At 42.3% G+C, this 19,512-nt stretch carries 25 protein-coding genes and 1 pseudogene; 20 read left to right on the top strand and 6 right to left on the bottom strand.

The genetic code is table 11. The features are described from left to right. The first annotated feature begins 9 nt into the window (after positions 1–9). Together greA and E4T71_RS00840 are read left to right on the top strand one after the other, a co-directional pair. Positions 10–492, top strand: a complete 483-nt coding sequence (gene greA, locus E4T71_RS00845; RefSeq protein WP_135035449.1) for a transcription elongation factor GreA — start codon at positions 10–12, stop codon at positions 490–492. A gap of 141 nt (positions 493–633) precedes the next feature. Next, positions 634–1,481, top strand: a protein-coding gene (locus E4T71_RS00840; protein WP_135035446.1) for an IS630 family transposase whose coding sequence is annotated in 2 segments (ribosomal slippage) — positions 634–937 and positions 937–1,481 — 849 coding nt in all. Because the reading frame shifts where the segments join, the coding sequence is not laid out codon by codon here. 77 nt (positions 1,482–1,558) lie between these two features. Here the strand turns inward: E4T71_RS00840 and yidC are convergent. Beyond that, on the bottom strand, positions 1,559–2,497 hold the full coding sequence (gene yidC, locus E4T71_RS00835) for a membrane protein insertase YidC (RefSeq protein ID WP_245165699.1): 939 nt from the start codon (positions 2,495–2,497) through the stop codon (positions 1,559–1,561). 82 nt (positions 2,498–2,579) lie between these two features. Continuing rightward, entirely contained in the window at positions 2,580–2,858 is a 279-nt protein-coding gene (locus tag E4T71_RS00830; RefSeq protein ID WP_135035441.1) for an acylphosphatase, read from the bottom strand. 31 nt (positions 2,859–2,889) lie between these two features. Between E4T71_RS00830 and E4T71_RS00825 the strand changes: the two genes are divergently transcribed. The 18 genes and pseudogenes from E4T71_RS00825 to E4T71_RS00740 all read left to right on the top strand — a co-directional run bounded on the left by E4T71_RS00825 (position 2,890) and on the right by E4T71_RS00740 (position 15,175). Beyond that, complete coding sequence (locus tag E4T71_RS00825; protein WP_135035439.1) at positions 2,890–3,627, top strand: RNA methyltransferase; 738 nt, start codon at positions 2,890–2,892, stop codon at positions 3,625–3,627. Between the two features lie 9 nt (positions 3,628–3,636). Beyond that, on the top strand, positions 3,637–4,323 hold the full coding sequence (locus tag E4T71_RS00820) for a Bax inhibitor-1/YccA family protein (RefSeq protein ID WP_135035436.1): 687 nt from the start codon (positions 3,637–3,639) through the stop codon (positions 4,321–4,323). 106 nt (positions 4,324–4,429) lie between these two features. Next, positions 4,430–4,663 carry a YneF family protein gene (locus E4T71_RS00815; protein WP_135035433.1) on the top strand — a complete coding sequence of 78 codons (234 nt, stop codon included), beginning with the start codon at positions 4,430–4,432 and terminating at the stop codon, positions 4,661–4,663. Positions 4,664–4,764: 101 nt separating this feature from the next. Continuing rightward, positions 4,765–5,559, top strand: a complete 795-nt coding sequence (gene racE / locus E4T71_RS00810; protein WP_135035430.1) for a glutamate racemase — start codon at positions 4,765–4,767, stop codon at positions 5,557–5,559. Then, positions 5,556–6,512: a nucleoside-triphosphate diphosphatase gene (locus tag E4T71_RS00805; RefSeq protein WP_135035427.1), complete on the top strand. Its 957-nt coding sequence runs from the start codon at positions 5,556–5,558 to the stop codon at positions 6,510–6,512. The genes racE and E4T71_RS00805 overlap by 4 nt, the downstream gene beginning before the upstream one ends. After that, positions 6,494–7,018 carry a metallophosphoesterase gene (locus E4T71_RS00800; RefSeq protein ID WP_135035424.1) on the top strand — a complete coding sequence of 175 codons (525 nt, stop codon included), beginning with the start codon at positions 6,494–6,496 and terminating at the stop codon, positions 7,016–7,018. Before E4T71_RS00805 ends, E4T71_RS00800 begins: the two co-directional genes overlap by 19 nt. Beyond that, the gene (cbpB, locus tag E4T71_RS00795; RefSeq protein ID WP_135035421.1) at positions 7,015–7,476 is read left to right on the top strand and encodes a cyclic-di-AMP-binding protein CbpB; all 462 of its coding nucleotides are present in this window, start codon (positions 7,015–7,017) and stop codon (positions 7,474–7,476) included. The genes E4T71_RS00800 and cbpB overlap by 4 nt, the downstream gene beginning before the upstream one ends. Further along, positions 7,473–8,222, top strand: a complete 750-nt coding sequence (gene xerD, locus E4T71_RS00790) for a site-specific tyrosine recombinase XerD (RefSeq protein ID WP_135035418.1) — start codon at positions 7,473–7,475, stop codon at positions 8,220–8,222. Before cbpB ends, xerD begins: the two co-directional genes overlap by 4 nt. After that, positions 8,213–8,929 (top strand): segregation/condensation protein A, encoded by a 717-nt coding sequence (locus tag E4T71_RS00785; protein WP_135035415.1) that lies wholly within the window; start codon positions 8,213–8,215, stop codon positions 8,927–8,929. Before xerD ends, E4T71_RS00785 begins: the two co-directional genes overlap by 10 nt. Next, positions 8,926–9,489, top strand: a complete 564-nt coding sequence (gene scpB, locus E4T71_RS00780) for an SMC-Scp complex subunit ScpB (RefSeq protein ID WP_135035413.1) — start codon at positions 8,926–8,928, stop codon at positions 9,487–9,489. The genes E4T71_RS00785 and scpB overlap by 4 nt, the downstream gene beginning before the upstream one ends. After that, a complete protein-coding gene (locus tag E4T71_RS00775) occupies positions 9,479–10,222 on the top strand; it encodes a pseudouridine synthase (protein ID WP_135035410.1) in 744 nt (247 codons plus the stop codon). Before scpB ends, E4T71_RS00775 begins: the two co-directional genes overlap by 11 nt. Next, positions 10,219–10,470 carry a membrane protein insertion efficiency factor YidD gene (yidD, locus tag E4T71_RS00770; protein WP_135035407.1) on the top strand — a complete coding sequence of 84 codons (252 nt, stop codon included), beginning with the start codon at positions 10,219–10,221 and terminating at the stop codon, positions 10,468–10,470. The genes E4T71_RS00775 and yidD overlap by 4 nt, the downstream gene beginning before the upstream one ends. Positions 10,471–10,615: 145 nt before the next feature. Continuing rightward, on the top strand, positions 10,616–11,119 hold the full coding sequence (locus tag E4T71_RS00765; RefSeq protein ID WP_135035404.1) for a tRNA (cytidine(34)-2'-O)-methyltransferase: 504 nt from the start codon (positions 10,616–10,618) through the stop codon (positions 11,117–11,119). 12 nt (positions 11,120–11,131) lie between these two features. Further along, positions 11,132–11,695, top strand: a complete 564-nt coding sequence (locus E4T71_RS00760) for an ECF transporter S component (RefSeq protein WP_135035401.1) — start codon at positions 11,132–11,134, stop codon at positions 11,693–11,695. Next, complete coding sequence (locus E4T71_RS00755; protein WP_135035398.1) at positions 11,685–12,338, top strand: phosphatase PAP2 family protein; 654 nt, start codon at positions 11,685–11,687, stop codon at positions 12,336–12,338. The genes E4T71_RS00760 and E4T71_RS00755 overlap by 11 nt, the downstream gene beginning before the upstream one ends. A gap of 80 nt (positions 12,339–12,418) precedes the next feature. Further along, positions 12,419–12,976, top strand: coding sequence for a class I SAM-dependent methyltransferase (locus E4T71_RS00750; RefSeq protein WP_135035395.1), 558 nt, complete (start codon positions 12,419–12,421; stop codon positions 12,974–12,976). Beyond that, entirely contained in the window at positions 12,969–13,223 is a 255-nt protein-coding gene (locus tag E4T71_RS00745) for a hypothetical protein (RefSeq protein ID WP_135035393.1), read from the top strand. The genes E4T71_RS00750 and E4T71_RS00745 overlap by 8 nt, the downstream gene beginning before the upstream one ends. Further along, positions 13,224–15,175, top strand: a pseudogene (locus E4T71_RS00740) (cation:proton antiporter). A 391-nt stretch (positions 15,176–15,566) separates the two neighbouring features. Here E4T71_RS00740 and E4T71_RS00735 read toward each other — a convergent pair. From E4T71_RS00735 to E4T71_RS00720, 4 genes are all read right to left on the bottom strand, one after another. Beyond that, entirely contained in the window at positions 15,567–16,394 is an 828-nt protein-coding gene (locus E4T71_RS00735) for an exodeoxyribonuclease III (RefSeq protein ID WP_135035390.1), read from the bottom strand. Positions 16,395–16,664: 270 nt separating this feature from the next. Further along, entirely contained in the window at positions 16,665–17,942 is a 1,278-nt protein-coding gene (serS, locus tag E4T71_RS00730) for a serine--tRNA ligase (protein WP_135035387.1), read from the bottom strand. Positions 17,943–18,154: 212 nt separating this feature from the next. Beyond that, positions 18,155–18,529 (bottom strand): DUF956 family protein, encoded by a 375-nt coding sequence (locus tag E4T71_RS00725; protein ID WP_135035384.1) that lies wholly within the window; start codon positions 18,527–18,529, stop codon positions 18,155–18,157. Between the two features lie 55 nt (positions 18,530–18,584). Beyond that, complete coding sequence (locus E4T71_RS00720) at positions 18,585–19,496, bottom strand: PTS system mannose/fructose/sorbose family transporter subunit IID (protein ID WP_135035381.1); 912 nt, start codon at positions 19,494–19,496, stop codon at positions 18,585–18,587. Between the last annotated feature and the right edge of the window lie 16 nt (positions 19,497–19,512).

Raw genomic sequence — 19,512 nt, 5'->3', positions numbered from 1 at the left:
TGAGAACTTATGGCAGAAAAAACTTATCCAATGACCCAGGCTGAAAAGGAAAAGCTTGAAAAAGAATTAGAAGAACTCAAATTAGTTCGCCGCCCAGAAGTGGTTGAGCGGATTAAGATCGCCCGCTCTTATGGAGATCTCTCTGAGAATAGTGAATATGAGGCAGCCAAAGATGAGCAAGCCTTTGTAGAAGGCCAAATCTCAGATTTGGAAACCAAGATTCGCTATGCTGAAATCGTAGACTCTGATTCAGTGGCTAAAAACGAAGTCGCTATCGGAAAAACGGTAACCATTCAAGAAGTGGGTGAAACAGATACTGAGACTTACATGATTGTCGGCTCTGCAGGTGCGGACGCCTTTGCGAACAAGGTCTCCAACGAAAGCCCAATTGGACAAGCGTTGATCGGTCGTAAAACTGGAGATACGGTTACCGTACAAACCCCAGTCGGCAGCTACGACGTTAAAATCGTATCTGTGAAAAAATCAAAATAAATGAACCTAAAGCACAAAACCCTCATCTGGTGTTGATACCAGTGAGGGTTTTGTAGTGTTTTTGAGGAAACCTTGGATTCCAAGAGGCATTTTATATACTAAAATGAAACAAAATCCGTACATTTATGATAGAATATCTTTATGGCTTATTCAATAGATTTCCGTAAAAAAGTTCTCAGCTATTGTGATAAAACAGGTAATATTTCTGAAGCCGCTGAGATTTTCCAAATTTCGCGCAACACCATTTATGAATGGATAAAACTCCAAAAGAAAACAGGCGATCTTCACCATCAGGTGAAAGGGACGAAACCAAGAAAAGTTGATAGAGATAAACTAAAAGCCTATCTTGAAGCTCATCCTGATGCCTATTTGACTGAAATAGCTTCTGAATTTGATTGTCATCCAACAGCTATTCATTACGCTCTTAAAGCTATGGGATATACTCGAAAAAAAAGAGTTGTACTTACTATGAACAAGACCCCGAAAAAGTAGCACTGTTCCTTAAAGAATTTACTAGTTTAAAACATCTGACTCCTGTTTATATTGATGAGACAGGATTTGAAACATATTTTTACCGAGAATATGGTCGTTCCATGAAAGGTCAGTTGATAGAAGGTAAGGTTTCTGGAAGAAGATATCAACGAATATCTTTAGTTGTAGGTCTCACAAATGGTGAGATTATAGCTCCGATGACATATGAAGATACGATGACAAGTGACTTTTTCGAAGCATGGTTTCAACAGTTCTTATTACCCGCTTTAGATACACCTTCTGTTATTATTATGGACAAGGCAAGATTCCATAGGATGAGTAGTATAAAATCCTTATGTGAGGAGCAGGGACATAAACTTTTACCTCTCCCTCCATACTCACCTGAGTACAATCCCATCGAAAAAATATGGGCTCACATCAAAAAGCATCTCAGAAAAGTATTGCCAAATTACGATACTTTTCTTGAGGCTCTTTTGTCCCATTCTAGTTTCAGTTGATTATAAAACAGCTTAGAATCCTATCGATTCTAAGCTGTTTTGTATTTTAAAGTCTTTTACCTAGCCTCTTTTTGTGATTAACGTGAGCGCTGCTTCCCTGCGTTTCGTTTTTGCTTGGATTTGTTGTCAATTTGCGTGCTTGGTGGAGTGACGTCTTTAATTGGATTTGATCCAGCAGCTGAGCCGAAAACAGTTCCCAAATTACTTGGTTTTTTTGGAGGATTTTCTTCAAATTCCTTAGCTACTTGTTTCCGGAGGCGAGGACGTACTACATACATGGTGATTAATTGTTGGATGATGGAGAAGAAACCACCGACGAGCCAGTAAAGTGCGACCCCAGCAGGAGAACTAAAGGAGAAGAACATAATCATGATAGGACTGACGAGTACCATGGATTGCATTTGTTTCCGTTGCTCCTCAGAAACTCCAACCAAGGTTAAAGCTGATTGAATAAAGTAGAGGATACCTGTAAGGATTGTCAAGAGCATACTTGGAGAGTCCAAAGCGATTCCCATCCAGCTAGCTCCTGAGATTCCTGGTGTATGTTGAGCTGCGAAGAAGAGAGCAGAGAAGAAGGGCATTTGAATTAAGAGTGGCAAGCAGCCAATCCCTCCAAAGGGGTTGAGACCATTTTCTCGTTGGGCAGCCATGTATTCTTGGTTGGCCAGTAATTTTTCTTCTTGGGTTTGGGCATTTCGCATCCGCTCTTGAATAGGAGCTAAGATGGGCTGCATATAAGCCATTTTTTCAGCTTGGTAAGCTGCCTTATGCGATTGCATAAGCCCGAGTGGCAGGATAATCAAACGAACAAGAATCGTTACAATAATGATTGCAACCCCATACCCTAAAGCTTGATTTTCAGCAAAGAAGGTAATGAGTGTACTCATGGGTTGTCCCAAGAGTGTCCAGATAAGGCCAGTCGGATTTCCGTTGGCATCACGGCCCACGCAGCCAGAGAGCAAGACTAGCATCGAAGCAAGGAGTCCTGCAGAAGCAAATTTTTTTCTAATTGTCACGTTCATAGTCCTTTTCTAAATTATTACTCTTTTCATTTTACTGTTTTTAAGCTTAGATTACAATAGTACCTAAGTCTGACCTTTAGTTTTGAATGGCAAAATCTTGATAAGAGGGGAAATTAGCCATGCTAACGTCAACATAGGTCACCTTGGAAAAAGGACTAGGTCCTTTTCTCACTTCTTGAATAAAAAGAGCCATCTTACTAGGATCTTTGGCCTCTGCTAGAATTTCGACGCAGCCATCGTCTCTATTCCAAACTCGGCCTGTAATACCGTCTATCCTATTGGCAAGTTCCCAGACAGCCCAACGAAAGCCGACTCCTTGGACCCGTCCTTGAACAATTATTCGTACTTTTTTCATAAGATTCTCCTTTTGTGCTATAATATTTTCTATGACTATTATAACCTCTAAAACCAATCCCTTGATTAAAAAGGTCAAAAAACTCCAGAAGAAAAAGCATCGTAAAGATTCTTATTTGATTGAAGGTTGGCATCTATTTGAAGAGGCCTACCAAGCTGGAGTTACCTTTGGTCCGATTTTTGTCATAGAGGAAGAATTGGAACGTTTACCGGAAGGTCTTCCCTATCAATTAGTGAGTTCGGCGATTCTAGCAGAATTGGCCGATTCTAAGACCCCTCAGGGAATTGTTGCAGAGGTAAAGCGTGAAGATCCACCATCTGTCGATGTGAGTCAGGGGATGTGGCTGTATTTGGAAGAAGTCCAAGATCCTGGAAATGTAGGGACTATGATCCGTACAGCCGATGCTGCTGGTTTTACAGGAGTTCTGGTCAGTCCTGGGACGGCCGATATCTATAGCCCCAAGACCCTGCGGTCGATGCAGGGTAGTCATTGGCATTTGCCTATTCTAGAATGTTCTTTAGACGATCTTGAGCAGGAAGTCCATGCTCCTCTATTAGTGACGAGTCTAAAGGATCATTCGAGTAGCTATGTGGATTTGCCGCCATTTGAACATCTGATTCTTCTGATGGGAAATGAGGGACAAGGGGCTTCTGATTTGGCTCATCAGATGGCGGATCGAACAGTCCATATTCCTATGTCTGGCCAAGCAGAGAGTCTGAATGTGGCCATTGCTGCTGGAATTTTGATGTTTCATTTTAAAAATAGATAAGGAGTTTGTATGCAACCAATGATGTCGCAAACCGATACAGGTTTAAACCGTTTTTTCGCTAAAGTTTATGGATATATGGGGCTGGGGCTAGGAATTTCTGCTCTTGTTTCTGGCTTGTTACTGTATGTGTTTCAAGCTACTATGATAAATATTATGCTTCACCATTCATGGGTTTACTACGCAGCTTCATTTATTGAGATTGCACTTGTTTATTCTGTTTCCACAACGGCTTGGAAAAATAATCCGATGGCGATGCCGCTTTTCTTGTTTTATTCAGCCCTTAATGGCTTTACCTTGAGTTTTATTTTGGCAGCTTATAGCCAAACGAATGTATTTGCCGCTTTCTTAACGGCGACATTGACTTTCTTTGCCATGGCTGCTATTGGTGTGTTTAGTAAGCGTGATTTATCAGGGATGGCTCATGCTTTTCGGATGGTTCTCTTTGGAGTTTTGATTGCAAGTTTGGTTAATATTTTCTTACGCAGTGCAGGCTTGTCTTATGTTATGAGTCTTGTCATGGTTGTTATCTTTGCAGGATTAACAGCCTATGATAACCAACGGATTCGTCAAGTCTACGACCAATCTGGTGGACAGATATCTACGGGCTGGGCGATTTCAATGGCTCTTAGCCTCTATTTGAATTTTATTAACTTATTCTTGAGTATTCTCCGTATTTTTGCTGGAAATCGTGATTAGTATTTGGATCTTTGAGCTTTCGGCTCAGAGGTCTTTTTCTTTTTGAAAAAGACCTCTAGCTTTGGTATAATAAGGAGAAATGTTTGAAAGAGGAAGGAATTGAATTATGGCTCTTTGGCTAGCAATTGTTTTAATCGTAGTGTTCTTTATTGGAGGTGTAGCTCTAGGTATTTATTTGACACGTCGTCAAGTGGAGCAGGAAATGGCGCAATATCCTCGTTTGAATAAGGATGCCCTTCGTGTCATGATGGGACAAATGGGGCAAAAACCAAGTGAGGCGCGTGTGAACCAAGTATACCAACAAATTGTCAACCAACAGAAAAAACAAGCCAAGAAATAAACAAGTGAGGCTGAGACAAAGGTCTCGGCCTCCTCGTTTTCATATGAAAAAATGGACTACTGTTGAAGAATAGCCTCTAGGCTAAATAAAGGGAGGATTGCATGGATAATCGTCCAATTGGTTTCTTAGATTCGGGAGTCGGTGGCTTGACAGTTGTGAAAGAGCTACGGCGCCAACTTCCGGATGAAGAAGTTATCTATATAGGAGACTCTGCCCGAGCTCCGTATGGCCCTCGGGCAGCTGAAGAAATTCGGGAGTATACCTGGGAACTAGTTCGATTTCTACAAGCTAAAAATGTTAAAATGATCGTCATTGCCTGTAATACAGCAACAGCCGTGGCCTGGGAAGAAATTAAAGAAGCTTTGGATATTCCGGTTCTTGGAGTTATTCTTCCAGGTGCTTCAGCAGCCCTTAAGGCGAACCATCATGGAAGAATTGGCGTGATTGCTACGGAAATGACGGTAGCCTCGGATATTTATCGCCAGAAGATTCAATCTTTGGATCCTAAAGCTCAGGTTATGAGTCAGGCCTGCCCTCCTTTTGTACCGTTGGTCGAAGCCAATGAGCTATCCTCTAGTTTAGCGAAAAAGGTTGTTTATGATCAATTGAAAGATTTTCAAGGGCAAGTATCCACTTTGATTTTAGGATGTACCCACTACCCTTTGCTACGGCCGGTAATTCAGAATGCCTTGGGGCCAGATGTAACCTTGATTGATAGTGGGGCAGAATGTGTTCGCGATATTTCAGTTCTTTTGAATTATTTTGAAATCAATCGTGGACGTAACTTAAAAAAACAGCAGCATAGTTTTTATACGACAGGGGATGCAGTAGCTTTTACTCAGCTAGCGCAGACTTGGTTAGAAGAAGAAGTAAGAGTGGAGCATATAGATTTATGACACAAGAATTAGTAGAATTTCGTGATAGCCAAGATTGGTACGTGGCACAAGTTTCAGACGGACCTCACTTAAGTTTCGCTTTTGATCAGGAAGATCAGGTTTATCATTTCCTTGCTCCTTTTCAATATTTGTCTCAAAAAAATGGCTTTAAAGTTCAAATTTTCCAATGGTCCTCAGCCCAAAAGTTGGCACAGTTTATGGTGGACTTAATTAATAGGAGCGAAGATAGGCATCTGAGCTTGGAACGCCGAGGTACAGCTCTCTTGGTTGTGGAAGAGGGGCGTTTATTGCATGTGGTGTTACCGGAGGGTGGCGAAGAGTTGGATAAGATTTTTGGGCAAGCAGAATTAGAGCCCCTCTTGATTGCGACACGTAATGAGGGCAAAACTGCTGAGTTTAAGAAAATCTTTGAGCCTCTTGGTTACCGGGTGGAAAATCTGAATGCTTATCCAGATTTACCTGAAATTGAGGAAACGGGGACAACATTTGAAGCGAATGCTCGGCTGAAGGCGGAAGGAATTGCGGCTTTGACAGGTACCTTAGTATTGGCCGATGACTCCGGTCTGAAAGTCGATGTGCTAGGGGGATTACCAGGAGTTTGGAGTGCCCGGTTTGCGGGTCCTAAAGCTACGGATGCGGAAAATAATGTAAAATTATTGCATGAATTGGCCATGGTTTTAGAAGCAGAGAAACGTTCCGCTCAGTTTCACACGACCCTTGTTGTAGCAGCTCCTGGGAAGGAGTCTTTAGTTGTTGAGGCCGATTGGCCGGGTTATATTGCCTTTGAACCTAAGGGTGAGAATGGGTTTGGTTATGATCCTCTGTTTCTTATTGGGGAGACTGGAAAAACATCTGCCCAGTTAAGCATGGAGGAGAAGAATCGGCAGTCCCATAGGGCCCAAGCTGTTCAGAAATTAGTGGAGGTATTTCCATCATGGAGAGACGGACAGTAGTTGTAATGAGTGATTCTCATGGAGATCGCAGTATTGTACAAGCCATTAAAGAACAATGGCAAGACAAGGCTGATTTGATTTTTCATAATGGGGATTCAGAATTGGAAGTGGACGATTCGGTCTGGGATGGTATCCATGTTGTTGCTGGAAATATGGATTTTTTTGCAGGCTATCCGGAACGTCTCAGTGTGGACTTGGATGGGCATACCATTGTCCAGACCCATGGTCACCTGCAAAATATTAATTTTACAATGGATAAATTGGCCTATTGGGCGCAAGAAGAAGCAGCGAGTATCTGTCTTTATGGACATCTTCATGTACCAGCAGCCTATCAGGAAGAGGGAATCTTATATGTGAATCCCGGTTCTGTTAGCCAACCGAGGGGACTTGTCTTGGAACGTCTATACGCGGTTTTAACCCTTGAAGGCAATCAGGTTCGAGTTGATTATTATACACGAGATCATGAACTCTTCCCTAGCTTAAGCAAGGAGTTTACGATTAAATGATTGCACAACCCTTAGAGGACTATTTGAAGGCACAAGAGTCCACCTTCCTAACACCTGCTGCTAATTTGGCGGTTGTGATTGATAGTCATAATGTAGACCATGTGATTCTCTTGTTGAGCCAAATTACCTATACACGGATTCCTGTAGTAACAGATCACGGAAAATATATAGGGACAATCTCCTTGACCGATATCCTGGGTTATCAAATGCAGCATCATCTTTCAGCTGTAGAGCTTGCAGATATGGACATTGTTCATATGGTCAAACGAGATGGTCTCACCTTGGGGCCTGGTTACACGCTGACGGAAGTCTTTCACAAGTTGGTAGACGAGTCCTTTCTTCCTGTTTTAGATGCCGAAGGTATTTTGGAAGGCATCATTGCACGCAGGTCGATTTTGAAAGCAACCAATGCCCTGCTCCATGATTTTGGTCAGCATTATGAAATGAGTCCTAAATGAGAGTGTGGATTGAGTCTTTTTTAGAAACAAAGAAACTGTCAAACAATAGCAAAGCGGCTTATATATCGGATCTACAGCAATTAGCACGTAGTTTGGGGGGTACGGTAGATGACATAGGTCTGAAGCTTTACAGGGATTCCTTGACTTCCTTAAGTGTAACGGCTCAGCGTCGAAAACTGTCAGCTATCAATCAATTCCTCTTCTTTCTTTACCAGGAGGGGCATATTGACCGGTATTATCGTTTGGATTTGCCGCCGTTGAAAAGTCAAGAGGAACCAAGTGCTCCTGATCAGGAATTGTTGGCTAAGGATTTGTTTCAGACAACGACCCAATATTCTCAGGGACAGCTTCTGGTAGCACTGATTTTAGAAACAGGGCTGTTGCCAACCGAAATTATTCAGTTGAAGAAATCGGATTTGGAGCCTGTCCTAGGACTCTTGCAGGTGGGGCAAAGCGGTAAACGAAGAGTCTTGGAGGTGAGCCAACCCTTGATACAAGCTCTCGTCCAGGAAGGGCAAGGGGGATATCTCTTTGAACATCAAGGAAAACCGTATACACGTCAGTGGGTTTTCCTGCAGATAAAAGCTTTTTTGGAGGAGCAGGGGCTCATGCAACATTCTCCCCAAAGTTTACGAGAGCAATATATTTTTAAAGAATTGAAAGCTGGAGTGGATTTGCTAACGATTGCGGATAATCTAGGTCTTCGCTCCTTACACAGTATTGAGAAATATCGCAAATGGAAATAAAAATCAAAGATTTTGAGGGCCCCCTAGACTTGCTTTTACATCTGGTCTCTCGCTACCAAATGGATATTTATGATGTTCCCTTGCTAGAAGTGATTGAGCAGTATCTGGCTTACCTCTCAACCCTCCAAGCCTTACGTTTAGAAGTAGCTTCTGAATACATGGTGATGGCCAGCCAGTTAATTTTATTGAAAAGTCGCAAGCTCTTGCCTCAGATTCAAAGTCAAGAGGAGGATGAGCTGGTGGAGGATATGGAGCAGAACTTGCTTCAACAATTAGAAGATTATCGCTATTTTAAAGCGGCTAGTCAGGAGTTGGCTCAACAACATGAGAATCGTTCTCGTTATTACAGCCATCCCTCCAGTCCCTTAGTTTCAGAAGTTGTAGAATTGAATCAGGATGTGACTTCGATGGATCTCTTTTTGACCTTTTCACACCTTCTAAGGCAGGAAAAAAAGAAACGCCAAGGTCGTCAGACAACGGTAGAGCGGGATGATTTTCGGATTGAAGATTCTATGGAACAGGTTCGCCAAGGTTTGCTCCAGTCTCAGGGAAAATTAGCGTTTAGTAAACTTCTAGCTCAGGCTGAATCACTTTCCCAAATGATTACACAATTTTTAGCCTGTTTGGAATTGGTGAAAATCCAAGAGATTCGCCTTCATCAGGCTGAAACTTTTGATGAAATATGGATAGAAGGACAGGTACTATGAGTCAATTAGCGGCTTTGGAAGCTCTCTTATTTACAGCTGGTGAGGATGGAGTGGATCGCCTTCATTTAGCCTCTATGTTGGATGTAGCTCCAGCCCAGCTTGAAATTCTGATTGAGGCTTTAATCCAATCCTATGACCAGAATCCTGATTCTAGTTTGACGATTATCGAGACTAAACGGAGCTTACGCTTGGTGACCAAACCAGTCTTTGCTTCTTTGTTGGAAGCCTATGCACAGACACCGATGCAGCAGTCTCTTTCCCGAGCTAGCTTGGAAGTTCTATCCATTGTTGCTTATCGACAACCGATTACTCGGATTGAAATTGATGCTATTCGGGGGGTTAACTCTAGCGGCGCTTTAAGCAAGTTACAAGGATTTGGCTTAATCAAAGAGGTTGGTAAAAAGGAGACTTTAGGGCGTCCCAATTTATACGGAACTACAGACTATTTTTTGGACTATATGGGAATGAATCAATTGGAGGATCTTCCACAGGTTCAAGTAGAGGAAGAAGAAGAACAAGAGCAGTCCTTATTTAGAATTGAGGGAGAAAATGAGAATTAATAAATACATAGCCCATGCTGGAGTTGCCAGCCGTCGAAAAGCAGAAGAACTAATCAAGCAGGGGCGCGTAACCATTAACGGTCAAGTAGTCAAGGAATTGGCGACGACTGTGAAAAAAGGGGACCGAGTAGAAGTGGAAGGTCAGCCTATTTACCATGAGGAAAAAGTCTATTACCTTCTAAATAAACCCCGGGGAGTTATTTCGAGTGTCAGTGATGATAAAGGGCGAGCAACCGTTTTAGATTTCTTTGGAGGAGTCAAGGAGCGGATTTATCCTGTTGGGCGTCTAGACTGGGATACCAGTGGGGTCTTGTTATTGACCAATGATGGAGATTTTACGGATGAGATGATTCACCCTCGAAATGAGATTGACAAGGTCTATCTGGCCCGTGTGAAAGGTTTGGCTACTAAGGAAAATCTTCGTCCCTTGACCCGGGGAGTTGTCATTGAAGGGAAAAAAACCAAGCCAGCTGTTTATCATATCTTGAAAGTTGACCCGGTAAAAAATCGTTCAGTGGTTGAATTAACCATTCATGAGGGACGAAACCATCAAGTTAAGAAAATGTTTGAAGCTGTTGGGCTTCAAGTTGATAAATTATCTCGGACTCGTTTTGGACATCTAGATGTATCTGGTTTACGTCCAGGAGAATTCCGACGTTTAAATAAAAAAGAAGTAAGTCAACTACATAATCTAGCTGTAACTCCCAAGAAATCTGGGAAAAGAAAACGATGAGTTGTCTTTTCATTTTTTTGGTGAAGCTCTACAAACGCTTGATTTCTCCCCTCTTTCCCCCGTCTTGTATCTATCGTCCGACCTGTTCGACGTATATGATTCAAGCTTTGGAGGCCTATGGTTTGTGGGGGCTCTATTTAGGGGGGAAGCGAATTCTATCCTGTCATCCCTGGTCTCAGGGGGGAGAAGATTCCCTTCCAGATTCATTTACTTTTTTCAAAAAAACAGTCAAGAGGCTTGACAGATAAGCGGAACGTGGTATACTTAGAATGTAATTTGATTGATTTAGCTCAGACCTGTTGTGATCTAAGTTAATCAGATGAGCGCACCACATTGTCCGCTGAGCTTGACTCCGGATAGTGTGGCTATTTTTTTACGTGAAAGGAAGTATCCTTGAACCATATTGTTTTGTATCAACCGCAGATACCTCAGAATACAGGGAATATTGCTCGGACCTGTGCGGCGACAAATAGTCCTCTTCATCTAATCCATCCCTTAGGTTTTCCCCTAGATGATAAAAAGATGAAGCGAGCAGGTCTTGATTATTGGGATCAGCTTGAGATCTATCATTACGATTCCTTAGAGGATTTTTTAGAGCAGCATGGGGAAGAAAATCTGCATCCTGTGACAAAATTTGCGGAATACACCTATGCAGAGAAGCAATATTCGATTGGGCAGAATATCTTTTTTATCTTTGGACGGGAAGATATTGGACTGCCTCAAGAGTTTTTACAACAATACCGTAGGCAAGCCATTCGAATTCCGATGAATGATAATCATGTTCGAAGTTTAAATCTATCCAATTCGGTTTGTATGGTAGTCTATGAGGCCTTACGGCAACAGGATTTTAATGGTTTGGAAGCTGTTCATTATTATGAGCAAGACAAGCTAAAATAGAAAGGTTATTTTATGATTCCAGTTAGACGATTAACCATTGTAGCAGTTCTTTCTGCCCTTTCCTTTATTTTAATGTTTTTCGCTATGCCGATTATTCCCGGAGCTGATTTTTTACAGTTGGACTTGAGTATTTTACCAATTCTAGTAGCCTTAGAATTATTTGGTCTTAAACAAGCTAGTTTGGTTCTCTTCCTACGCTCGCTCCTCAAATTACTTCTCAATAATCAGGGCGTTTCAACAATGATTGGACTCCCAATGAATATGTTGGCGGTCTTTAGCTTTATACTCGTGCTTACCTTGGTTTGGCGTAAAAAAGATTCTTATGTTCAGTATCTTTTAGCAGGGGGCTTGGCAACACTTGCTTTAACACTTGTAATGCTAGCAATGAACTATGTATATGCGATTCCATTATATGCGACTTTTGCTGGCTTTGATATTGCAAGTATTATTGGAGTCGGTCCTTATTTACAAGCCATGGTTCTTCCCTTTAATGTGGTTGCGGGTCTTGTCTACACAGTGAGCTTTGGGTTAGTTTGGGCTTTAATGAAACCTGTGATGAAAATTTATGCAAAATAGACAGGAATTCTGGATAAAGGGGAGTTTTTGCCTCTTACTTTTTGTCATCTTGGGTTATACGGTTCGTTTTTACCCTCAGAACCTAGTAGCTTTTGATAGCGGGCTTCAAACAGCTATTCGTGGCGATCTTCCTAGTAGCTTAACAAGTTTTTTTACAACTTTGACTAAGATTGGGAATATGCCAGTGATTATTACTTGGGTGACATTGATTTCAGTCTTTCTCCTGTGGAAACGTTACTATAGTGAGAGTCTACTTCTAGTTGGAAATCTAGTTCTTACGGGACTTCTGGTAGTTATCCTTAAAAATATTTACCAACGTCCTCGTCCTAGTATTGAACATTTGGTTGTGGAGAACGGATTTTCTTTTCCAAGTGGCCATGCCCTAGCTGCGAGTTTAGTGCTTGGTTCTTTACTGGTGATTGTGAGTCAGACTATTCATCTGGGAAAACTCAGACGATTTCTGCAGGGATTATTCATTTTCCTAATCTTAGCCCTACCACTCTCTCGAGTTTACTTAGGTGTCCACTATCCGAGTGATGTGATTGGTAGTCTTTTACTAGGGAGTGGAATCTTATGTTTAGAAATGCCTGCCTATCAAAGACTCCGGTTTCGCTGGCGTTTTACAGGCAAACAAGCAAGATAGCCTTTGAGTTATCTTGCTTTCTTTTTATTGAAAAATGATATAATGGGAACATCTTTAAAAAATAGGTAGGGAGAAGAAAAATGGTCCAAAGACCTTTAGACATGGCCCATGAATTTCTGGCTCAGGTTATTGGTCCAGAAGATACCACGGTGGATGCTACGATGGGAAATGGGCATGATACCCTCTTTTTAGCACAGCTTAGTGGTCAGGTTCATGCCTTTGATATTCAGGAAAAAGCCCTTGTTCAAACCCAGCAACGTCTGGAACAGTCTGGTCAACATCATGTCCAGTTGCACTTGATTGGCCATGAACATTTGGCTCAATATGTAGAAGAGGCCAAGGCAGTGATTTTTAATTTGGGCTATCTTCCATCTGCGGATAAGAACTTGGTGACACTTCCAGAGACGACTTTGGCGGCAGTAGAAGCAGCTTGTCATATCCTACTTCCTGGTGGTCGGATTGCGATCATGGTTTACTGGGGCCATCCGGGTGGCTCAGAGGAGAAAGACGCTCTTCTAGAATTTGTTCAAGAGCTGCCTCAAGAAATCTATACCGTTTTGGAATACCGGACTTTGAATCAGCGAAATTGCCCTCCTTTTTTAATAATGATTGAAAAGAAAGTAGAGAAACATGGATAAAGCATTTTTTGAAGAACGAATGGAACGCTTGCGTAATCGTACGGATCGTGATCGTCAACTGGGACCGGAGCTGGTAGAGATGGAAACTTCTCAGATTCGGAAAATTAGACGCAAACGCCAAAAATTGTTGAATTTGGAAATGGCTAAATGTTCTAAGAAAATTCAACACCAGGATGAGCAAAAAACTCAAGAGCGGATTCATCAGGAGAAGAATCGTTTCCAAAAAATTTGTCGGGGTAATAGCTAGATGAAATTATTGCTGACCATTTTAGGGTTCCTGCTTTTCCTTATCTTATCCAATGCGATTAATAAGGTTTTTCCTCGCTTACCGATTCCTTTTTTGCAGATTGTCATGGGGATTATCCTTGGTTATTTTTTATTGGAAGAACAGTTTGAGTTTGATACGGAGCTCTTTTTGGCCTTGATTATAGGTCCCCTTCTTTTTCGGGAAGCGGAAGAGGCGGATATTCCAAGTATTTTGAAGCACTGGAAAATTATTCTATTTTTGATCTTTCCAGTGATCTTTGTCTCCACCTTTGGCTTGGGGAGCCTGATTGCTCATCAGTTGACAATGCTACCCCTAGCTGCTTGTATTGCAGTCGGGGCTGCTTTGGGGCCGACTGACTTGGTTGCCTTCTCGTCCCTGGCTCAACGTTTTCGTTTTAGTGAGCGGGCGACTACTATTCTGAAGGGGGAAGGCTTGCTCAATGATGCCAGTGGCTTGGTGGCTTTGTCGTCGGTATTTTTACGGCCCTGCTGAATCGTTGGTTGCACAATGTACTCATGCGCTTCAATGCGGTGGATGTAGCTGGTGAGCTCTTGTTGGAACTAGCTTTGCCACTGCTGACCTTCTTTTTAGCGGAAGAATTTCATGTTTCTGGAATTATCGCAGTTGTAGTGGCTGGTATTCTGAAGGCTAGTCGTTTCCGACGGATTAATCCTTTGGAAGCCGAGGTATCTGAGACTACGGAGGTGGTTTGGAAGGCTGTCACCTTTATGTTGAATGGTTCGGTCTTTCTACTCTTTGGAGTCGAAATGGTTTTTCTTTTTGAACCTATTTTGAAGAGCCCACTCTACAATGATTTATTAGTCATGGGTCTTTGTGTAGTACTGACCCTAGCGCTTTTTGCTCTTCGCTATATCATGCTTTGGGCTTATAACACTTTTTTTGTTTTTGATAAAGATGAAAAAGAAAATGGACGAGATCTTTTAATCTTAGCTTTCTCTGGGGTTAAAGGGACGGTCTCTATCGCGACCATTCTTCTCTTGCCAAACGAATTAAAAACCAGTTACCCTATTTTACTGTTTCTAGTAGCAGGAGTGACTATTCTGAGTTTTTTGATTGGACTTCTTATTTTGCCATACTTGGCAGAGCCTAGTCAGGAAGAAACTGAAAATCTGATTGAGATTGCGATTTTAACAGATGTTATGAAGCAATTGGAGAAGGAGCTCTACCATACTCGGGCTAAATCAACACTCTATATGGTGCTGGATAACTATAATGAGCGCTTGGTCCAGTTAACCATTGCTCAGGAAGGCAAGGACATTCAGGAAGAGTGGACAGACTTGATGCTTCTGATTTTGAGTGTTGAGAATGATGGTTTGGAACAGGCCTATGAAGAAGGACTTGTAACGGAGCAGGCTTATTTTGCTTATCAACGCTACCTAAGGAGCATGGAACGACGGATTAATCGTTCTCTCGTTTCCAGTCTAACCTATATCTTTTTAGTTATTTTCCGACTCGCTCGGCTCTTACTTCATGAAATTGTGACTTTTGGTGCCAGCAGTCGTCAATGGCTAGCTGGTGGAGGTCCTCGCTTAAGTCGTGATGATGCCGATGATTTGGCTCTTTTGTATCTGGAGAATACAGAGATTATCGTCGACGCTTTAGAGGATTTGCGTGGTGTTTATCATGATAGTTTGATCCAGTTTGTGCAAGAATGGCGGATTCGAGAGACAGCCATTATTGGAGATGGAGGCTTTGTGAATCGCATTTTGCTCCGCGAGCAGGCCTACCATTCTAGAGAGATGCTCAATGCCTATTACTTGGAAAGAAAGGCTATTTTTGACTACGAACGTGAAGGTCTTCTAACAAGTAGTGAGGCCAATAAGCTTCGAGCTCAGGTAAACCAATTGGAATCTTTTGCGCTTAAAGATCATAGCCCTAGCTTAAACTTGGCAAGAATGAGACGAGAATAAGATTTAGGAAAAGCCTATTTCATCTGCTACTTACTACAAGGGTGTTATTGCCGGACTCTCCAAGACGTGAGAAGATTAACTATTTGTATTTACTGTAGCGCGGTCTCAATGCCTAAATCACTTATTTCTTATCTAGCGAATTCAACCTATGGAATCACAGGTAATAGCAGCAGATATCAGATAAAGGGGCGCGTGTTCTTATAAAAATAGGAGCATCGTCTGCCAGCCTTGCGGGATTGGTTATGGGATTAAAAAGAGGCTGGGCAAAAAGCCTTCGAAATAGAAAACAGCTTAGAATTACGTTATTAAAAACGTTGATTCTAAGCTGTTTTCTATTTATTCAAATTTCAAGCTAAGCCAGAAATTGCTAGTTTTTGCCCAGTCTCTTTTATTACAAATCAATGTTTAGCAGAATAGGGGTGTGGTCTTGTCTTGCGCCGGAGTCAATCATACGAGATTCTTGTACTTTATCAGCCCAACGATTGCTGATCAACCAGTAATCAATTCTCCAGCCAGTGTTATTGATTTTACTAGTCCGGCTGCGTTGTGCCCACCAAGTATAGTGGTCTGGAACCATACCGTGGAGATGCCGGAAGGTATCGGTGAAGCCTTTGGCTAGGAGATTGGTAAAGCCTTGGCGTTCTTCATCTGTAAAGCCTGGAGAACGGCGATTAGAGGCAGGATTGGCCAAGTCAATTTCGTTATGGGCTACATTGTAATCACCAGTTGCCAGTACGGGCTTATTCTGATCGAGGCTTGCAAGATAATCTGCGTAGCAGGCATCCCATACTTGGCGTTCTGCTAAGCGTTTGAGACCATCTCCAGCATTAGGGGTGTAGACTTGAGTGACATAGAACTCAGGGAATTCGAGAGTAATGATTCGGCCTTCCAAGTCCATAGTCGAAGGAGCTCCGATTTCAGGGTAAGTGATCACAGGTTCCAGTTCTTTTTTGTAGAGAAACATGGTTCCAGCGTATCCCTTGCGGGCTGGTTCAACAGAAGAGCGCCAAGTGTTTTCATAGTCTGGGAAAAGATCTGCTAAAATTTCCAGATGTTTTTTGGTAGGGCCTTTGGCAGAGAGCTTTGTTTCTTGAATCGCGATAATGTCTGCATCTTCAGAAACCAAGGTTTGTAAAACTGCTTGTGATAATTGGGCTCTGGCGGAATCGCTGGTTAGAGCTGCATTTAACGAATCAATATTCCATGAAATGAGTTTCATAATTCATCCTTACTATTTTTCAATTGCTATCATTATACCAAAGTTAGGGCACTACTTCATACAAATGAGCTTAAAACAGTCTACAAGGACAAGAGGAGCATTTATGAAGAAAAAATCCTCTATGACTTTTTGGACAGTCATAGAGGATTTTAAAAGTGAGACCGCTAGAATCACAACCTGATAGTATCCCTTTGGAGAAAGGTTTTTCTTTATGGGGAAGGAGGACAGACTCTAATGGAGCTGGGATTAGGGCTCACTTGTTAAGGTCTGTTAGGGTGCTACGATTTTTTCAATGCCACCCATATAAGGACGGAGTACCTCAGGGATGGTGACAGAACCATCTGCATTTTGATAGTTTTCCAAGATAGCTGCGACAGTTCGGCCAACTGCTAGTCCGGATCCGTTTAGGGTGTGGACGTGTTTAACCTTGCCATCTGCTTCATCCCGGTAACGGATTTGAGCTCGACGTGCTTGGAAGTCTTCAGTGTTGGAGCAGCTGGAGATTTCACGATAGGTATTTTGAGCTGGAATCCACACTTCCAAGTCATAGGTTTTAGCAGCTGAGAAGCCCATGTCCCCAGTTGAGAGGGCTAAAACACGATAGGCTAGGCCTAGTTTTTGCAAAATAGACTCTGCGTTTTGAGTCATTTTTTCCAATTCTTCGTAAGACTCTTCTGGTTTGGCGAATTTGACCATTTCGACCTTATGGAACTGGTGTAGGCGGATTAAACCACGGGTATCACGTCCTGCTGAACCTGCCTCAGAACGGAAGGATGGACTCATGGCTGTGAAGTAGATTGGTAACTCTTTAGCTTCCAAGATTTCACCACGGTAGTAGTTCGTGAGTGGGACTTCAGCAGTTGGAATTAATACATAGTTGGTATCTGCTAATTCAAAGGTATCTTCTTTGAATTTTGGATATTGCCCAGTTCCAAACATAGAATCGTGATTGACCATATACGGAGGGATGACTTCAGTGTAGCCTTCTGCTAAGTGCTCATCTAACATAAAGTTGTAGAGTGCACGTTCAAGACGAGCTCCTAGTCCTTTATAGAATAGGAAACGAGCTCCAGTCACCTTACCGCCACGTTCCCAGTCTAAAATGCCGAGATCTTCCCCTAGGTCCCAGTGAGCTTTAGGTTCAAAGTCAAATGTAGGTGCTTGACCCCAACGACGAATTTCCACATTATCTTCTTCATCTTCTCCAACTGGTACTGTATCATGAGGAAGGTTAGGAAGGGTTACGAGAATATCCTGAAGTTGTTGGTCAATGGTTGTTAGGCGTGCATCCAACTCTTTAATTTCGGCAGATAGAGCTTGCATGGCTGCAATCTTGTCATCTGCATTTTCTTTGTTGCGTTTAGCCTGTGCTATTTCAGCGGAAACGGTATTCCGTTTAGCTTTTTCTTCTTCAACTTGGACTAGAAGCTCTCGACGTTGTTCGTCTAATTCCTTCATTTTGTCTAGGATAGTAGCGTCGACTCCACGTGTAGCCAACTTTACTTGGGTTGCAGCAAAATCGTTGCGAATTTGTTTCAAATCTAACATAGAAACCTCCTTTTAATGAAAAAACACACGAATGCTTGTGTTGGAGCGTCGAAACGCGGTTCCATCCAACTTCACATCGTGTGCCTTGATTGCTTATTTAAAAAAATCCAACGGTAGAATTTCGTCTTTCTCTTCTATCTGCTTGCAGCAACCGCAGACTCTCTAAAAGAAGAATATAAGAGTACTTGTCCGTTTGTTTCATTATATCCAAACTAGCCTTTTTTGGCAAGCGCTTGCTGAATTTTTTTCCAGGTCATTTGGACCAAGGTAGGTAGGCGAAGGACTTTCTCATCCCCGATGTGTTGACGAGCGATTTTGAGAATTCGACCGGAGTCTGGGGAAGAGAATCTGAAATTTCCTAAATCTGTATTGACTTCAAAATGCCGGCTAACCTTACCACGACTAACATTAGCACCAATATTTTGGATATTTTCCCAAGGCATTTGAATAAAATCCTGGACATTGCGGTCACTATAAAATTCAAGAGCTTTATCGCCTACTAAAAAGTTTCCGACTTGACCACCAATACCAATATAGGATTGGCCACGAGCTTTGAGGTCAACTTGTGTATTGAGAGATTGAACCATGTCTACTCCTTTGATGAAAAGAGAGGCTAGGATAAATTCCTAGCCTCAATTATATTTACATGATACCTGCTAAGTGAGCAAGGATTCCGACAACAAAGAGTGCCAAGATGATGGTGATTGGTGAAACTTTCTTTTTCAACAACCACATGCAAAGGAAGGTAAGAAGAAGTCCCATCAATCCAGGAATTAAGCTATCCAAGTTTTCTTGGAAGGTTGTTACCTTCGTTGGGGATTGGGAAAGACCCGCTCCAACTTGAGCGAAGGCTTCTTGGATTCCTTCCCAGCCATTAGGCAATTTATCCCAATGGATGTAGGCTTTTTCATCTAGTTGTACTTCAGAGACAGTAAAGGCGAATTTAATAGATACCCAGCGTTGAACGAGAACAGCTAGGATGAACATTCCAAGGATGGAAGCACCTTTGGTAATGTCCTGAAGAATACCACCAGACATATTTTTTGTGATTTCAGATCCGGCACGGTAACCCAATTCTTGTGTGTACCATTGGAAGGCCATACGGATTAAATTCCAAAGTAGGAAGAATAGGATTGGTCCCATAATATTGCCAGAGAGAGCAAGGGAAGCTCCCAATGCTCCAAGGATTGGTCGCACAGTAAACCAGAAGACAGGATCTCCGATACCAGCCAAAGGTCCCATCATTCCGATTTTAACCCCTTGGATTGCGGCATCGTCAATCGCTGCTCCATGAGAACGTTCTTCTTCCAAAGCCAATGTAACTCCAAGGATTGGAGAGGCTACATAAGGATGTGTGTTGAAGAACTCCATGTGACGCTCAAGCGCAGCTGCACGATCTTCTTTGGTTGTATAGAGACGCTTGATAGCTGGGATCATTGAGTAAGCCCAACCTAAGTTTTGCATCCGCTCGTAGTTCCAAGAACCTTGTAAGAAAGTGGAGCGCAACCACACCTTCTGACGATCATTTTTACTTAATTGAATCTTTTCAGTCATGTTGTATGTCCCCTTT

Source organism: Streptococcus sp. WM07, from assembly GCF_004570525.1.
Classification (GTDB): domain Bacteria; phylum Bacillota; class Bacilli; order Lactobacillales; family Streptococcaceae; genus Streptococcus.
Note: the sequence above shows the minus strand (reverse complement) of the source record. Positions and strands in the feature narration are given on the sequence as shown.

Excerpts from the sequence above, each read along its gene's own strand:
- greA (WP_135035449.1), top strand. The coding sequence starts at position 10 with ATGGCAGAAAAAACTTATCCAATGACCCAGGCTGAAAAGGAAAAGCTT.
- E4T71_RS00830 (WP_135035441.1), bottom strand. The coding sequence starts at position 2,858 with ATGAAAAAAGTACGAATAATTGTTCAAGGACGGGTCCAAGGAGTCGGC.
- E4T71_RS00825 (WP_135035439.1), top strand. The coding sequence starts at position 2,890 with ATGACTATTATAACCTCTAAAACCAATCCCTTGATTAAAAAGGTCAAA.
- E4T71_RS00820 (WP_135035436.1), top strand. The coding sequence starts at position 3,637 with ATGCAACCAATGATGTCGCAAACCGATACAGGTTTAAACCGTTTTTTC.
- E4T71_RS00815 (WP_135035433.1), top strand. The coding sequence starts at position 4,430 with ATGGCTCTTTGGCTAGCAATTGTTTTAATCGTAGTGTTCTTTATTGGA.
- racE (WP_135035430.1), top strand. The coding sequence starts at position 4,765 with ATGGATAATCGTCCAATTGGTTTCTTAGATTCGGGAGTCGGTGGCTTG.
- E4T71_RS00805 (WP_135035427.1), top strand. The coding sequence starts at position 5,556 with ATGACACAAGAATTAGTAGAATTTCGTGATAGCCAAGATTGGTACGTG.
- E4T71_RS00800 (WP_135035424.1), top strand. The coding sequence starts at position 6,494 with ATGGAGAGACGGACAGTAGTTGTAATGAGTGATTCTCATGGAGATCGC.
- cbpB (WP_135035421.1), top strand. The coding sequence starts at position 7,015 with ATGATTGCACAACCCTTAGAGGACTATTTGAAGGCACAAGAGTCCACC.
- xerD (WP_135035418.1), top strand. The coding sequence starts at position 7,473 with ATGAGAGTGTGGATTGAGTCTTTTTTAGAAACAAAGAAACTGTCAAAC.
- E4T71_RS00785 (WP_135035415.1), top strand. The coding sequence starts at position 8,213 with ATGGAAATAAAAATCAAAGATTTTGAGGGCCCCCTAGACTTGCTTTTA.
- scpB (WP_135035413.1), top strand. The coding sequence starts at position 8,926 with ATGAGTCAATTAGCGGCTTTGGAAGCTCTCTTATTTACAGCTGGTGAG.
- E4T71_RS00775 (WP_135035410.1), top strand. The coding sequence starts at position 9,479 with ATGAGAATTAATAAATACATAGCCCATGCTGGAGTTGCCAGCCGTCGA.
- yidD (WP_135035407.1), top strand. The coding sequence starts at position 10,219 with ATGAGTTGTCTTTTCATTTTTTTGGTGAAGCTCTACAAACGCTTGATT.
- E4T71_RS00760 (WP_135035401.1), top strand. The coding sequence starts at position 11,132 with ATGATTCCAGTTAGACGATTAACCATTGTAGCAGTTCTTTCTGCCCTT.
- E4T71_RS00755 (WP_135035398.1), top strand. The coding sequence starts at position 11,685 with ATGCAAAATAGACAGGAATTCTGGATAAAGGGGAGTTTTTGCCTCTTA.
- E4T71_RS00750 (WP_135035395.1), top strand. The coding sequence starts at position 12,419 with ATGGTCCAAAGACCTTTAGACATGGCCCATGAATTTCTGGCTCAGGTT.
- E4T71_RS00745 (WP_135035393.1), top strand. The coding sequence starts at position 12,969 with ATGGATAAAGCATTTTTTGAAGAACGAATGGAACGCTTGCGTAATCGT.
- E4T71_RS00735 (WP_135035390.1), bottom strand. The coding sequence starts at position 16,394 with ATGAAACTCATTTCATGGAATATTGATTCGTTAAATGCAGCTCTAACC.
- serS (WP_135035387.1), bottom strand. The coding sequence starts at position 17,942 with ATGTTAGATTTGAAACAAATTCGCAACGATTTTGCTGCAACCCAAGTA.
- E4T71_RS00725 (WP_135035384.1), bottom strand. The coding sequence starts at position 18,529 with ATGGTTCAATCTCTCAATACACAAGTTGACCTCAAAGCTCGTGGCCAA.
- E4T71_RS00720 (WP_135035381.1), bottom strand. The coding sequence starts at position 19,496 with ATGACTGAAAAGATTCAATTAAGTAAAAATGATCGTCAGAAGGTGTGG.